Source organism: Pedobacter kyonggii (assembly GCF_004310665.1).
Classification (GTDB): Bacteria; Bacteroidota; Bacteroidia; order Sphingobacteriales; family Sphingobacteriaceae; genus Pedobacter; species Pedobacter kyonggii.
Map to the genome: position 1 here is coordinate 68,608 of NZ_SIXF01000008.1, position 16,215 is coordinate 84,822.

Genomic DNA, 16,215 nt, shown 5'->3' on the forward strand with positions numbered 1-16,215 from the left:
TATGCTAAAAATAAAGCTTATATCCCTATTGTTACCAATTAAATTTGCTTTTAATATTTGAAATTTTTGGTTTACAATAGAAAATATGGTCGACGACATAAAGCTTTAGATATTAAAAACTGTTGTTTTCTTTTTTGGAAAGCAGGTTCCAGTGCGTATCGGTTACGAAAGTCCTGCTATCACTATAATCTTTTTAAACAACTACTGTCATGCTGAGGCACGAAGCATCTGTTTCATCGGTTGCAGACAACAAGATTTATAGGTACAGCAATTAAAAAGTATTGCCGTTCTATCAGGTTTAATTAACCTAAGTCAGCCGAGATCTAACATGAAGAGATCACTAGTGCATTAGTGAACGTCCAAACGGAGGTTTCAGAAGTTTCTAATAGGCAAAGTATTAGTGACCTTTGGAAGTCTTGGTGCAGAAAACCCCGCAGTTTTTTTGAAACCTGCGGGGTTTGGAAAATTTAAATCAAATTGGCTTTGATATAATCGCAGCTTGTTTTGATTGAGCCAACCGGATCAGGTTGATAATTGGTTTCGTGCTCTACAAAGAAATGCTGCACGCCCGAAAGTTTTGCCTGCGCAAAAATGCTTTTAAAATCAATAGAACCTTTGCCAATCTCGGTATTCCACTCTGGTTTGGCTTTGTCCATATCTTTAACGTGCCACATAGGGAAACGGCCTGGATATTTTTTAAACAAAGCTAATGGGTCGTTACCCGAGCGTACTACCCAGTATAAATCCAATTCGAAATTTACAAGGTTTTTATCGGTCTCGCTTAAGTAAACATCATAACCAGTAGTATCGCCTAATTTTTTAAATTCGAAATCGTGGTTGTGGTAAGCGAATTTTAAGCCAGCTGCTTTTGCAATTTCAGCAACCTTATTAAAATCATCAGCGGTTTTCTTAAAGCCATCTACACCTTTGCTCATATCTACATGCGCACCAGCAATGGTAAAGTATTTACCACCAATGGCTGCCGAAGATTCGATATCGGCTTTTAATCTATCTGTTTTTCCAGTTTTTACAAAGTCGTCCATATGATAATGACCACTTGGTGCTTTTAAACCGTTTGCATTTAATAATGCTTTAAGTTCTTTTGGTGTTAAGCCCCAAAATTTTCCGTTAGAAAAACCATAGGTTTCTACTTCTTTGTATCCGGCTTGTGCCACTTTTTCGATGATGCCTTTTACATCCTTTGGCAGTTCATTACGTAAAGAGTACAATTGTAAACCAATATTTTTGTTTACTTTATCAAAGGCAAACGATGGAATTAATAATGCAGCTCCGGCAGCTAATCCTGCCTGTTTTAAGAATGTTCTTCTTGAATTCATCTCTTAAATTTAAATAATTTCTTTTTTAATATATGCACAGCTTGCTGCAACAGATTCCATTGGGTTTGGCTTGTAATTAGTTTCGTGCTCTACAAAGAAGTGTTTCATGCCCGAAAGTTTTGCATCGGCAAAAATAGGTTTGAAATTAATAGAACCGGTTCCTACTTCAGCATTTAATGCTGGGTTTGCTTTATCCATATCTTTAACATGCCACATGGTAAAACGGCCTGGATTTTCTTTGAATAGTTTGATTGGGTCGTTTCCTGAACGAACTACCCAATATAAATCAAGTTCAAAATCAACAAGATTTTTATCGGTTCCTTTCAGCAGGATTTCGTAACCAGTGGTATCACCTTGTTTATCGAATTCGAAATTGTGGTTGTGGTAAGCTAACCTGATACCCGCTTCTTTCGCCAATTTTCCGGCCTCGTTAATTTTAACTGCAATTTTTTTGTAGTCCTCAGCACTTTTTCTGATGCTTTCATCTAACCAGGGAATGGTTACATATTCACTTCCAAGTACTTTGGCTGCTTCAATTGCTGCTTTTAATTCTTCAGTGTTTCCATCGGTTAAATAGCTGCCTAAACCGTAGTGGCCACTTGGTGCAGTTAATCCGTTATCATCAAGCAATTTTTTGAATTCGGCTGGTGTTAATCCCCAAAATTGATCTTTTATTGAAAAACCATAGGTTTCAACTTCTTTAAAGCCGGCTTTAGCTACTTTAGCTATGGTTCCTTTTACATCTTTCGGAAGCTCATCTCTCAAAGAATATAACTGCAGACCAACTGATTTTTTATCGGAAGCCACACAAGCAAATGATGGAACCAAAAGTGCTGCAGCTGCAGCCATACTACTGTTTAAAATAAAACTTCTTCTTGATAACATAGGTATATTTTTAGATGTCGCAAATAGAAACTGCCTTTTTTAGCGAGGCTATTTTATCTGCATTTTTAGGTATAAATTCTTGTGCAACGAAACCTTTAAAGCCAGTTTCGGCAATGGCTTTCATTATAGCAGGATAGTATAACTCCTGCGTATCATCGATTTCATTTCTGCCCGGAACACCAGCAGTGTGGTAGTGGGCTATGTATTGATGGTTATCCCTGATGTTTCTAATTACATCGCCCTCATCAATCTGCATATGATAAATATCGTATAACAATTTGAAATTTTCAGATCCTAAGCGTTTGCAAAGTTCAGCTCCCCAGGAAGTTCTATCGCATTGATAATCTTTATGGTTAATTTTGCTGTTTAATAACTCCATTACTAGCACTACATTGTGTTTTTCGGCCAATGGGATTAATTGTTTCAACCCTTTAACGCAATTGTTCCAGCCTGTTTCGTCATCTTTACCACGGCGGTTTCCACTAAAACAGATTAGGTTTTTGTAGCCTGCTTCGGCAACAAGTGGAATCATTGCGGTGTAGTTTTGAATTAACTTTTCATGGAATTTTTCGTCGTTAAAACCATCCACTAAATTAATCTCCGCACCATTGCACATAGTCGATTCTAAGCCATGCTTTTTTAAAGTTGACCAATCTTTTGGTCCAACTAAATCAATGCCTTTAATGCCGATCTTTTTAGCTTCAACACAAAGCGTTTCTACATCTAAACCGCTAAAACACCAACGGCAAACGGCATGATTGATATTTCCTTTTAGCCTTAGTGGCTGATCTGATTCTGATTTATCCATTGCTAAGGCTGAAAACCCTGAAGAAACACCAATCGCAGCAGTTCCTGCGATGATGTTCTTTAAAGCATTTCTTCTATCCAGTTTTGTAGACATAATTATATCGGGTTAGCTTCAGTAACTGGTTTATTTTTATCACTGAAGAATAATAAGAATAGTAGCGCAACTAATCCTGCTATGCCTGCTGGGATGATCCATATGCTTTGCCAAATATGGCCACCTTCTACAACATATTTATTAACTACCATACCTGAGATGATCGAACCGATTAACATACCAACGCCATAGGTTGCCAAAGTAATAAAGCCTTGAGCAGCACTTTTGAATTTTTCTCCAGCCAATCTATCAGTATAAATTTGTCCGGTAACAAAGAAAAAGTCATAGCAAATGCCATGTAGAACAATTCCACCGATCAGCATCCAATAGTTTGAATCTGCATTTCCAAATGCAAAGAAAAGGTAACGAACAACCCATGCAATCATACCAATTGCAAGCATTTTTTTTACACCAAGACGAGCAAAGAATAGAGGCATTAATAACATAAATAGGGTTTCAGATACCTGCCCTAAGGATTGAACTCCTGCTGCACCTTTCATGCCAACTTCGTTAAGAAAGGGATTGGTGAAATTGTAATAGAATGCTAGTGGAATACAGATAGCAACAGATGCTAAGAAGAATAAAAGATATGATTTGTTTTTTAACAAGCCAATCGCATCTAAGCCAATGATCTCGCCAAAAGTTGTTTTTTCTCCTTTTTTAACGGGAGGAGTGTTTGGTAAAAAGAAACTAAATAATCCTAAAATGATCGAGGCAACGGATGCCATTTTGAATGTAAATACTAAGTTACCGCTCTGTTCCCAGTTTAACCATCCAATTACTAACCCCGCAATAATCCATCCAATTGTTCCGAATACCCTGATGGAAGGAAATTCTTTCCCTGGATCTTGCATTTGTTTGAAGGATATTGAATTCACTAATGCTAAAGTAGGCATGTAAGCAATCATATATCCTAATATGAAAGGGAAGAAACTATCAAAATTTAAAGACGTTCCAGCAACCCATAAGAGTACACCTCCAACTAAATGTAATACGCCTAACACTTTTTGCGCAGAGAAAAATTTGTCTGCAATTAATCCGATGATAAATGGTGCAATGATAGCGCCTAGTGATTGTGTACTATAGGCTGAACCAATTTGTACATCGTTTGATAGAAGATTTTTACCAAGGTAAGTTCCCATGGTTACAAACCAGGCGCCCCAGATAAAAAATTCCAGGAACATCATGGCAGAGAGTTTAAAGCGAGTAGTGCTATTCATTTGGCTTATATAAGGTTGTATTAAGGTATAAGGTTAAAGGTATAGGGTGTAGGTTAATACGAAAGCGGATAAACGTTATGCTTTCCCGCTTTCTAACTCAAATGTCTGGTTTAAGCGAAAGAAAAGAAACCTTTAGCTTCTACCTTACGCCTTAAACCTCAATTATAGTTCTTTAATAGAGATGTTTTTGTACCAAACCTCATCTCCGTGATCTTGTAAGGCAATTTTACCTGTTTTAAAAGTACCCCAGTTTTCCCATGTTGCAAATTTGCTGCCTGCAACAATCTTTTTCCAGTTATCATCCCAAAGGCTGGTTTTCACTACTTCAACACCATTTAAAATTAGCGTTAGTTTGCCCTTTTTGCTGATGATTTCTGCTTTATTCCATTCGCCAACAGCTTTAACCGGCTCCGATGAACTTTTTACCAGATCGTACAAATCGCCGGCACGGTGTTTAGTGATTTTTCCGTCTGGGTGGCCATCATTATCAATAACCTGCATTTCTAAACCTGTAGAATAGGTAGCATGGTATTTAGGTTCCTCGTGAACATAAAAAATTAAACCGCTATTTGCTTTTGGAGCCACTTTCCATTCGTACTTTAAATGGAAATCGCCGTATTCCTTATCGGTAACCAAATCGCCGCCACCGTCTTTACCTTTGGCAGCTAAATCTAAATGAAGGGCACCATCCTGAACCTGCCAGGCGCTACCAACCGTAGTTTTGTTGTAAGTATGCCAGCCTGCTGTTGTTTTACCATCAAAAAGTGGCTTAAAGCCCTTTTGAGCCTTTGATATTTGTGTTAAGCTTAACAAGATGCAAGCAGAAAGAAAGATTTTTTTCATTTTTATTATTTGTTGTCATACAAGGTATGAGGCAATCTTAATGCTGAAGAAAAGATATGTTGAACCTTTTGCCAGCTGTAGGATTATTCATTTTTACTTATGTTTTTATAGGTATTCATGAACGCTCTGCGTTCGGTTGTCTTCGTGCCTCGCAATGACGAATGTACTTATTAATTAAAGTGTTAAATTGTTCCAGCCTTTGCGGTATTCGCGTTTTACAAACTGGTTGGCTTCGTCAAAATTGGTAACTTTCATATTGTCGTTATCCCAAAGCATTTTAGTGTACCTGCCTGGGTAAGTTGTTTTACCATTTACCGTTTTTTTGATATCGAAACTTCTGATTGCCAAATTTGCCATCAGTAAAGCTTCTGTTAATGGACCGGCAATTTCGAAAGGTGAACTTACTTCTTGCTTACCATAACCCGCAATTGCGGCTTCAACCCATTGTTTATAGTGCCCATTCGCGCCATCTGGTACACGGGTGTATTTTGGTGCTACCTTAATGTCTTTGTTTTTACTTAAAGGCAGCAATTTTGGATTTGCACTATACGTTTCAGACATCATTTTGCCTTTAGTTCCAACAAACAAGGTACCATTACCACCATCGCCAAAAGTTTCATCTGCTTCTAATTCTTCCGGACGTTCTGGTTGGATGCCACCGTCCATCCAGTGTAAAGTAACATCACCCAGCGTTTTCTCTGTTTTAGGGAATTTTAAGGTAACATGGCTTGATGGAGGGCAGCTTTCAGGGAAATAGCCACGTTTAAATTCATCTACATAAACAGAACCTACACTGGCCTGAACTTCTTTTGCATATTTTAAGTTTAATACGCTAAATGGAGCTTCGATTAGGTGACAGCCCATATCGCCCAAGGCGCCAGTGCCATAATCCCACCAACCACGCCAGTTAAATGGAACTAGCTTATCTACAAAATCCTTTTCAGGGGCCGTTCCTAACCATAAATTCCAATCTAATTCTTTAGGAATTTCTGCTTTTTTGCTGGGCCAGGGAATGCCTTGTGGCCAAACCGGTCTATCAGTCCATGCGTAAACCGTGTGTACATCGCCAATTAAACCAGCTTCGTACCATTCTTTCATTTGGCGTGGACCATCGTTTGATGCACCTTGATTTCCCATTTGGGTTACCACTTTATATTTTTTTGCTGCTGCGGTTAGAATCCGCGCTTCATAAATATCATGTGTTAAAGGTTTTTGCACATAAACGTGTTTACCCAATTGCATAGCTGCTAAAGCCTGGATGGCATGGTTATGATCAGGAGTAGAAACAGACACAGCATCGAAATTTTTATGTTCCTTATCTAACATTTCGCGCCAATCTTTATAGTATTTTGCTTTAGGGAAAGCTTTAACACTATTTGCTGCACGGCGATCGTCTACATCGCATAAAAAAGCAATGTCTGCTTTTCCGCTTTTGTAAAACATGCTTAAATCGCTTTGGCCTTTTCCGCCAACACCAATACCGGCAACTAATAAACGATCGCTTGGTGCTAAATAACCGGGGCCACCTAAAACATGGCGGGGCACGATCATAAACGCAGCAGCGGCAATAGCTGTGGTCTTAATAAAATCACGGCGGTTACTCGTGTTTTTATTTTCTTGCTCTGTTTTCATATAAGTAAATCGATTTGCTAACTGGGGTCGATTATTTTTTCTTTAAAGATAAGATATACTTTACCATTAATTTTGCATCGTCTTTTTTAAGGGTAGCGTGCGCAGTCATCGGCATATTGCCCCAAACCCCTGTTCCACCTTTAATAATCTTATCGGCTAACATGTTGATGTTTTTCTCGGTAGCCGGATATTTTTTTGCAATTTCTACGTATGCAGGACCAATAATTTTGTTGGTCTTGTTATGGCAGCCCAGGCAGTCTGATTTGTTGATCAGTTTTTCTCCTGGATTTGATTGAAAAGCCGCATGGCTTGTTACTGTTGCAATTGCAACCACAGTTTTCTCCTTCGTTAAATCGGCTTTTGAAAACGACGCCATAAAAATGACTACAGCGCCTAAAATTAAAAATGTTTTTTTCATGTTGTGTGTTGTTTTTAATCGCATTAAGCGTGCATAAGCGGTGATGTTTTATTCTATGCAGGCTTTCATGTGTGTTTTGTTAATCTTGTAATCCTAATATTCTTTTATTGAAAGCGCTATCACTACCCGATGCTGCAAAATCGTCAAATGCTTTATCGGTTACATTAATGATGTTCTTTTTGATAAAATCTGCACCTTCTCTGGCACCATCTTGCTGGTTTTTGATACAGCATTCCCATTCCATAACGGCCCAACCTTTAAAATCATATTGCGCCAATTTACTAAAAATGGTTTTAAAATCAACCTGACCATCACCTGGCGAGCGGTAACGACCAGCACGGTTTGCCCAACTCTGGTATCCACCAAAAGTGCCTTGTTTGCCTGTAGGGTTAAATTCTGCATCTTTAACGTGGAAGGCTTTTATGCGTTCGTGGTAAAAATCAATGTATTGAATGTAATCCAATTGTTGCAACACAAAGTGTGATGGATCATACAATAAGCATGCCCGAGGATGATTATTTACCGCAGCGAGGAACATTTCATAGGTTTCTCCATCAAATAAATCTTCGCCTGGATGTATTTCGTAGCAAACATCAACGCCACATTGGTCGAATTCGTTTAATATTGGTGTCCAGCGTTTTGCCAATTCTGCAAAACCTTCTTCAACCAATCCTGCAGGGCGCTGTGGCCAGGGATGGAAATATTGCCACAATAATGAACCACTAAATGTAGCATGTGCATTTAAACCTAAGTTTTGAGAAGCTTTAGCCGCATATTTCATTTGCTGCACGGCCCATTCTGTTCTGGCTTTTGGATTTTTGTGTACTTCTTTTGGTGCAAAGGCATCAAAAAGATCATCATAAGCAGGGTGTACCGCAACCAATTGACCTTGTAAGTGTGTAGAAAGTTCGGTAATTTCTAAGCCATAAGAAGCGATTTTTCCTTTCAGTTCATCAGCATAGGTTTTGCTTTCGGCAGCCTTTTGAAGATCAATAAATCTTGTATCCAAGGTTGGCATCTGAATGCCTTTAAAACCTAAACCTGCTGCCCATTTACAAATACTGTCTAGAGAGTTAAATGGGGCTTCATCGCTTATAAATTGTGCTAAAAATACTGCTGGTCCTTTTATCGTTGTCATGCTTTATTGTTATAATTTATAATCTAACCACTTTTGGTCTGATTGGCTAGAAGCCACTACATTTTCGATAAATGCCATTCCTCTAATTCCATCATCAGTACTTGGAAAGTCTAACATTGCAGTGGTAGGTTGCTCGTTATTTAATTTCGCATCTACTGTTAATGCAAAGTTTTTATAAATATTTGCAAATGCTTCTAAGTAACCTTCTGGGTGACCACCAGGAGTTCGGGTATTGTGCTGTGCTAAACTGCCCATATAACCGTTGCCTGTTCTGTAAATTTGAGTAGGGGCATTTAACCATTTCACAATTAAAGTGTTAGGTTCCATCTGGTGCCATTCCATGCCACCTTTTTCGCCGTATACTTTAATCTTCAATGCATTTTCTTCTCCGGCAGCAATTTGCGATGCCACAAGAACACCATTGGCACCGTTATCGAATTTTAACAATACGTTTCCATCATCATCAATGGCTCTACCTGGAACAACAATACTTAAATCAGCACAGATTTTAGTAATTTTTAAACCAGAAATATATTCTGCTAAATGAGCGGCATGTGTACCGATATCGCCCATGCTACCGCTTTTTCCCGTTTTAGAAGGATCGGTGCGCCAGGCTGCCTGCGCATTTCCTTCGCGTTCTGATAAGGTGCTTAACCAGCCTTGAGGATATTCGACCATGATTTTTCTGATTGCGCCTAAAGCACCTTCGCTAACCATTTGTTTGGCCTGTTTAACCATTGGGTAACCAGAGTAGGTATGGGTTAAACATAGCGTTAAGCCCGTTTCTTCTACTTTAGCTTTAAGCTGTTTTGCTTCTTCCAAAGTTAAAGTCATTGGTTTTTCAATCACCACGTTAAAACCCTTATCTAAAGCCATCATTGCAGGGGCAAAGTGAGCAAAATTTGGGGTAACGATGGTTACAAAGTCAATTCTTTCATCTGCAGGCAATTCACTTTCCTTGGTCAGCATTTCTTCGTAATTCGTGTAGATTCTGTTATCTGGAAGAAAAAGTAATTTTCCAGATTCGTATCCAATTTCGGGATTTACACTTAAAGCTCCGGCAGATAATTCAATAAGGCCATCCATATTCGCGGCCAAACGGTGTACGGCACCGATAAAAGCGTCTTTTCCACCGCCTATCATGCCCATTCTTAATTTTCTTTTCATTTTTGAGGTATGGGGCATAGGGCTAAAGGCTTAGGGCAAAGGGACATTAACCCCTACACCTTAAACCTTTTACCTTAAACCTTTCTAGATGTTCTTTTTCTTTAATTCTTTTACAGCGTAATCGCAGGCACGGGCAGTTAAAGCCATAAATGTTAACGATGGGTTTTGGCAAGCGATTGATGGCATACAAGATCCATCAGTTACGAAAACATTATTTACTTCGTGCATCTGGTTCCATTTATTCAGTACAGAAGTTTTCGGGTCATTACCCATCCTTGCGGTACCCATTTCGTGGATCGCCATACCTGGATAACAGTCATTATCGAATGTTTTGACGTTTTTCATACCAGCCTTTTCTAACATTTCGGCTGCATCATTCATCATATCCACACGCATTTTTTTCTCGTTCTCTTTGTATTCGCAATCGATAGCCAATACGGGTTGTCCCCATTTGTCTTTTTTGGTTTTATCGATGTATACCTTGTTTTCGTAATAAGGTAACATCTCTCCGAAACCGCCCAAGCCCATAGACCATTTGCCTGGAGTGGTCATTTTTTGTTTTAAATCTGCTCCGAAAGACAATTCAGCTACATCATCTTGCCAATTTGCTCTGCTTGCACCGCCCTGATAACCGAAACCACGCAGGTAGTCTCGTTTATCGTTTCCAATATTTTGATATCTAGGTACATAGATTCCGTTTGCACGGCGCCCATAAGTGTATTTGTCATCAAAACCTTCGGCCTCTCCAGATGCTCCGCAACGAAAATGGTGATCCATTAAATTGTGGCCCAACTGACCGCTACCATTACCCAATCCATTTGGATGTGCTTCTGATGTAGAGTTTAATAAAACGAATGTTGAACCTAGTGTAGAGCCATTTACAAAGACGATTTTAGCATAAAATTCCATCGTTTTGTTGGTTTCAGCATCAATAACCATTACACCTTTGGCTTTTTTCGTGTCTTTATCATAAATAATGTGATTTACGATAGAGTATGGCCTTAACGTTAAGCGTTTAGTTGCCATTGCTGCAGGAAGGGTAGAAGACTGAGTACTGAAATAAGCGCCAAACGGACAGCCTCGGCTACATAAATTTCTGTACTGGCAATTGCCACGGCCTTTATGTGGTACAGTTAGATTGGCAACACGGCCAATCATCATAATCCGTTCTCTTTTATAATGCTCTTCAATACGTGCTTTAACCGATTTTTCTACAATATTTAAATCCATTGGCGGTAAAAACTGTCCGTCAGGGCAGGTAGACCAGTTTTCTTTTGAGCCACTAATCCCCGCAAAACGTTCTGCATAATCGTACCATGGCGAAAGTTCTGCATAACGAACAGGCCAATCGCTTCCGTGTCCATCTTTTGCATTGTCTTCAAAGTTATGATCACTAAATCTATAACTTTGGCGGCCCCACATTAACGATTTTCCACCTACGTGGAAACCACGGTACCAATCGAAACGTTTATCTTCCGTATATGGACATTCTAAATCGTTTACCCACCATTTTTCATTTGCTTCCTGGTAAGGATAATCTCTTTTTTGTACCGGGTGAGTACGTTTTTGCTCTTCGGTCAGTTTTCCGGCATGTTTAAAATCCCATGGATTTTTCATTGCTGTTTCGTAACCTGTAATGTGTTCAATGTTCATTCCTCTTTCGAGCATCAACACGCGTAAGCCCTTTTCTGTAAGTTCTTTGGCAGCCCAGCCACCGCTAATTCCCGATCCTATAACAATAGCATCGTAAGTATTTTCTGCTTTTAAATTTGTATTTAAATTCATGATGTTTTGTTGTTGTTTTAGAAATTAGGTTGCCCAAGATTTTTGACCTGGTTTTAATGGCACATTGCCATCATACCGGCCTGGAATAAGCACATATTCGCGTGCTTTGGTGCAACCAATTTCTGAAGAATAATAACCAAGTAGGGTTAAATCCCTTGCGGTAATAAAAAAGTAAGCTAAATCTTTATTCTCTTCTGATTTGCTCGCTTTTTGGGCAAGTGCGATTGCCCTTAAATCGATCATTAGTTTTTTACGATCGGCTGGTGTTAAAGTGATATAACTTTTTCCGAAATCTTTCATTGATTTAGCCTGAAGATCTTTAAAGCCTTGCGCAAATGAGGTTTGCATGGTGGCAGGGTAACAATCTTTCATCATCATCGGGATAAACTTCCCTAAACCTGCAGCCTTAGCACCAGCAGATGATTTGGTAGTCGGGACAATAATATCAGCGAATTCAGCGAAAATTTTTTCGTCTTCCAGTGAATAGAGGACAAAGTTCTTTTCATTTTCCGGTAGCGTAAAACTTTCAAATAAAACGCCCATTGTACTTGCTGAGATTGCTCCTCCCAGCAAAAATGCAACGTTTTTGAGTGCTTCTCTTCTGTGCATCGTCTTTATGATTTTATATATTGGTTACTTATGTGTTGAATTAGTAATATTAGAAAAAATATAACGGAAAGAATAACTTTTTTAAGTTAAATTATCGGTTTGCAATGTGATTGTTACTTGGTAGAATTGTTCTAAATAAATGATTTTTTGACTCTCTATTGTGGTTTAAAACGTGTTTTTATGTCAATTTTACTTGGTGTAAAAAGTACATTTAGTATAGGTAAGTATATTATTTACTAATAAATCTAAAAACTCCGATTTTTTAAGGAGAGAATCTGCTTAAAGTAGATTTTTTTTGATGTAGTTATAGCTTTCAGTAATACTCTCATAAGGTGCTTTCATGATGATGTCCTGTTCTGTAAAAATATAGTCTACTCCAGCCAATTTAGAAGCAGCAAAAATGCGCTTGAAATCTATCCTGCCAGAACCCACTTCCACGAAAACTGCTTTGTCTGTTTTATCCATATCCTTAACATGGAACATTTTATAACGGCCCGGATTTTTCTTGAACATATCAACGGGGTTTAAGCCTGCATTTACCGCCCAAAAGATATCAAGTTCAAAACCTACCAGTTTGGCATCGGTTTCAGCGAGCAGGATTCCGTAGCCTGTAGCCCCATTGCCCTTATCTTTAAATTCGAAGTTATGGTTGTGGTAAGCTAATTTCAATCCTGATTTTTGGCAAAGCTCAGCCGCTTGGTTAAATTTTGAGGCCATGCGCTTGTAATCATCTAATGTTCCATTGGCCCTGATATCGGTAGGCAAAGCTGGGATAACGAAATACTTCTGGCCAACCGTGGCTGCGGTTTCGATGTGCGATTTTAGCACTTTATCGTCGCCTGAGGATAAAAATTCATTTACATTATAATGGCCACCAGGAGAGATGAGGCCATTTGCTTTTAATAAGGTATTAAAGTCTTTTGCTTCCAAACCCCAAAAACCTTTCACTTCGTATTTGCCAGGGTAACCATAATAGGTTTCTACCTGACTGTAACCGATTTTAGCTACCTGTTCTATTGTGGCTTTTACATCTGCAGTTAACTGCTCCCTTAAAGTGAAAAGGCCGATTCCGATTTTTGAAACTTTAGCAGACTCCGCTAAAGCTGTTATAACTAATGATGGACTTAAAAAAGCTGCTGCACTAGCAAAGCTTACTTTTTGTAAAAATGATCTTCTTGTTGTCATGATGTTTTAGAATTAAAAAAACCGGAGCGCAAACTCCGGTTTTATTTGTTAGAATGAATAAGCTAATGATCCCCAGAAGGTACGTTGAAGTAATGTTCTGCCAATCATTAATGTGCCAGGGGTTACGGTTGAGAAATCTCTGAACTGATCTCCTCGAACATCACCCTCTGTCAGCACTTTTGCATTTAACAAGTTGTCTGCCCAAAATCTTATTGAAATCTTTTTAGTAAAATTATATCCTGCTCCAGCTTTCATTACCACATAGGATGGGAGTTCATAACTGCCGCTAGGTGAGGTAAAGCGACTGCCAACATAATTGGCTGCTACATACAGGTTAAAGTTTTTGTAATCATAGTTTGCACCTAGCTCTGTATTCAATACAGGTACCCTTTCAGTTCTTTTGCCAGTAAAACTATATACACGGTCGCCAAATTCGGCAGCTACAGCGGCATTTCCACTTGTATTTGCTTCGTAATCGGTGTATTTAGAATCTTGCAGTGTTCCGGTTAAGCGCAAGCTCAGTGGTTTGAATATTTTGTAAGAAACTTCATACTCGGCACTCCATGTACGTGTAGAGCCAAAGGCCACCAAAGCCTGTGTGCCAGCTGCGGCAGTAGGCACATTAATCGTTAATGAAACATTTTTAATGGCAGAATAACTTCCTGATGCAAAAATGGCCAGATTGTTTTTGGCGTATTTAAAACCTACTTCGCCTAAATAAACCGGGCGTTTTTTAATGTTTGCGCCATTGTATCCTGAAGCATTATAATCACCTATATTAGGTGCGTTATAGGCTTTTGTAGCCCGGGCAAACATACTTGCTGTAGTGCTTATCTTATAATTTGCACCTATTGATGCTGCCCAGTTGGTTAGTGTTTCATCATAGCTGGTATAACCCAATATGGTTGGAGTTGCTGCTGCTGCAATATTTACTGTGCCATTGGCATTAAGTGCATAATAAGGTCTATCGCCTTTAACATTTTGATTATCAATCCTGGCACCAATATCTAAACGCCATTTTTCAGATATTTTAATCTCGTCACCAGCATATACAGATAGGGTTCTCGTATCGCCAATAAAAGTGTTTTTGGTTTGGATGGTACGTTCTGCAGCTGTTGGTGATTGTAATAAAATGCTAGGTAGCGCTTTAAATTCAGTAAATGAACGGAAAGCATAACGTAAATCGTCCCGGTTATACTGGTGGATGCCCAATCCGATGTTAAGACTGTGGTTTTTTACTTTCTTTCTTAAATCCAGGTAATCAACAATCTGAACATCACTATTAATTTGTCCTTGGGCATTAGAGGTAATTACATAATCTCCAGCTACGAAAGGTGCTACTGAACCACCTGGGTAGTAATAAGGTGTTGCCGCTGTTCTCGCTACAATTCCTGCAGGGGCAGTATAGGTAGAATTGGTATGGGTATTCTGATAACGGAAATTGTTAACAATCTGCCAGCCACTATCAGTTAGGTAGTTGAACTGAAAACCACCCGATCCCAATTTGGTGTGGATTCCATCTGTTAAACTAAAATTATGGCTTCCTGTTGCCGGATCGTTATAACTCCAATCTGTTTGAGTTGGCGTAATCGATTGAGCGGCCATATCATAATCGCGGTAAGTAGTTGGTTTCCCGGTACCATCGTAAGGGTAATAACTCGTTAGTAAGAACTGAACTTTATCATTCAGGTATTTACCATACACCCTGAAAAAGCCCTTGTTGTTCTTAAAATTAAAAGTCATGTTGCCTTTAATCTGTCCACCCTCGTTAGCTGGTTTAAAACCTTGATCTACCACACCGTTATCGGTACGGTAAAAACCACCGATGTTGTATTTGATCTGGTCGTTTATTTTGCCTCCGGTGTTGCCATCAACACGGTACAAACCTTGCGAAAAACCTGTTGTAAACTTAAATTGACCATATTGTTTATCAGCACCAACATAACTGATGTTATTTACCACCGCGCCTGGTGTGTTGGCCTGAACAATTGAGGCGTTGCCCCCTCTGATGGCTTCTATGTTCTGGATAGTCAGATCTGTTTTATAGTATTGATCTACAGATGGGTTGGTGTTGAAACCTGTTGGTAAAAGCGGTAAACCATCTTCCTGTATACCCAAGAAGATATATCCACCCTGCTGCGGAAAGCCCCTTACCCAAACATTTCCCGGACCGTCGCCGCCCGTACTTTCTACCGTTAAACCTGGTATTGCTTTTAATAAATCGGTACTGTTTAAAGGTGCCCGGTTGGTGATATCTTTATTACTCACCGAGGTTAAGGCTACACTGCTTTCTAATTTTTTCTTTGGATTACCACCGGTTACCATTACACTCTCCAATTGTAGGTTATCTTCAGATAGACTGATACTCAGGTTTTCGTCGGCATTGCCTGGTGATAGGTTTACTTCTTTGGAAATGAAACCTACGTATCTCACCACGATTACACGACTATCAACAGTTAAGCCTTTTAGTGCAAAAGCGCCATTTTCGTCGGTTGTGGTCCCGATTGATTTTCCTTTAACCGTAACCGATACCCCGGGGATGGCATTCCCTCTACTGTCGGTTACTTTTCCGGTAACTATGCCTTCAAAGGCTTTTAGTAGTTCGAGGTTGTTATTGGCGGGAATAGAATAGAGCAGAATCTGATCTTTAACTATCCTATATCCCACGTCATAACGTTTTAGCGAATTCTCAAGAAAGTATTTAAGTTTTTGGTTTACTACATTAATAGAAACTTTACGATTGGAGTTTATTAATTGTGGGCTGTAAACAAATTTAACATTGGTTAAGTGTTCTGTTTTTTCTATAATGGTTTTAATATCTGTTTGATCGGCTTTAATCGAAATTGATTTGTTCAGAAAATCTTGTGCGTCGACATTTTTGGCAAAAGCACCACAGGTAAAAATTATTATTGCAAGTATTTGGTAAATCGAAACTCTCATTGCATATATCGCCAGCGAAATAAGTTGATTTTTTTTCATAAATTTGGTTATTGTTCATTAAATGATTGGATTTATTGGACATAGAAATACCATGAATACATTTCTAATGTATTTAACTCGCCGGCAATGCCCCACATTGTCGGCTTTGTTTTTTA

General features: G+C 39.0%; 13 protein-coding genes. All 13 read right to left on the reverse strand.

What is annotated here, in order from left to right; genetic code table 11:
* Positions 1-467: 467 nt before the first annotated feature.
* Complete coding sequence (locus EYS08_RS10530; protein ID WP_131030002.1) at positions 468-1,337, reverse strand: sugar phosphate isomerase/epimerase family protein; 870 nt, start codon at positions 1,335-1,337, stop codon at positions 468-470.
* Positions 1,338-1,346: 9 nt separating this feature from the next.
* A complete protein-coding gene (locus EYS08_RS10535; protein WP_131030003.1) occupies positions 1,347-2,222 on the reverse strand; it encodes a sugar phosphate isomerase/epimerase family protein in 876 nt (291 codons plus the stop codon).
* A gap of 10 nt (positions 2,223-2,232) precedes the next feature.
* Positions 2,233-3,123 carry a hydroxypyruvate isomerase family protein gene (locus EYS08_RS10540; protein ID WP_131030004.1) on the reverse strand — a complete coding sequence of 297 codons (891 nt, stop codon included), beginning with the start codon at positions 3,121-3,123 and terminating at the stop codon, positions 2,233-2,235.
* A 2-nt stretch (positions 3,124-3,125) separates the two neighbouring features.
* Positions 3,126-4,343, reverse strand: a complete 1,218-nt coding sequence (locus tag EYS08_RS10545; protein WP_131030005.1) for a nucleoside permease — start codon at positions 4,341-4,343, stop codon at positions 3,126-3,128.
* 162 nt (positions 4,344-4,505) lie between these two features.
* On the reverse strand, positions 4,506-5,186 hold the full coding sequence (locus tag EYS08_RS10550) for a 3-keto-disaccharide hydrolase (protein WP_131030006.1): 681 nt from the start codon (positions 5,184-5,186) through the stop codon (positions 4,506-4,508).
* Positions 5,187-5,360: 174 nt separating this feature from the next.
* A complete protein-coding gene (locus tag EYS08_RS10555; RefSeq protein ID WP_131030007.1) occupies positions 5,361-6,818 on the reverse strand; it encodes a Gfo/Idh/MocA family protein in 1,458 nt (485 codons plus the stop codon).
* Between the two features lie 31 nt (positions 6,819-6,849).
* The gene (locus EYS08_RS10560) at positions 6,850-7,236 is read right to left on the reverse strand and encodes a c-type cytochrome (RefSeq protein WP_131030008.1); all 387 of its coding nucleotides are present in this window, start codon (positions 7,234-7,236) and stop codon (positions 6,850-6,852) included.
* Positions 7,237-7,315: 79 nt separating this feature from the next.
* On the reverse strand, positions 7,316-8,374 hold the full coding sequence (locus EYS08_RS10565; protein WP_131030009.1) for a sugar phosphate isomerase/epimerase family protein: 1,059 nt from the start codon (positions 8,372-8,374) through the stop codon (positions 7,316-7,318).
* Positions 8,375-8,383: 9 nt separating this feature from the next.
* A complete protein-coding gene (locus tag EYS08_RS10570) occupies positions 8,384-9,541 on the reverse strand; it encodes a Gfo/Idh/MocA family protein (RefSeq protein ID WP_131030010.1) in 1,158 nt (385 codons plus the stop codon).
* Between the two features lie 84 nt (positions 9,542-9,625).
* Positions 9,626-11,326: a GMC oxidoreductase gene (locus tag EYS08_RS10575; RefSeq protein WP_208745838.1), complete on the reverse strand. Its 1,701-nt coding sequence runs from the start codon at positions 11,324-11,326 to the stop codon at positions 9,626-9,628.
* Positions 11,327-11,350: 24 nt separating this feature from the next.
* The gene (locus EYS08_RS10580) at positions 11,351-11,935 is read right to left on the reverse strand and encodes a gluconate 2-dehydrogenase subunit 3 family protein (RefSeq protein WP_131030012.1); all 585 of its coding nucleotides are present in this window, start codon (positions 11,933-11,935) and stop codon (positions 11,351-11,353) included.
* A 279-nt stretch (positions 11,936-12,214) separates the two neighbouring features.
* Entirely contained in the window at positions 12,215-13,120 is a 906-nt protein-coding gene (locus EYS08_RS10585; protein WP_131030013.1) for a sugar phosphate isomerase/epimerase family protein, read from the reverse strand.
* Positions 13,121-13,168: 48 nt separating this feature from the next.
* The gene (locus tag EYS08_RS10590) at positions 13,169-16,099 is read right to left on the reverse strand and encodes a TonB-dependent receptor domain-containing protein (protein ID WP_131030014.1); all 2,931 of its coding nucleotides are present in this window, start codon (positions 16,097-16,099) and stop codon (positions 13,169-13,171) included.
* Between the last annotated feature and the right edge of the window lie 116 nt (positions 16,100-16,215).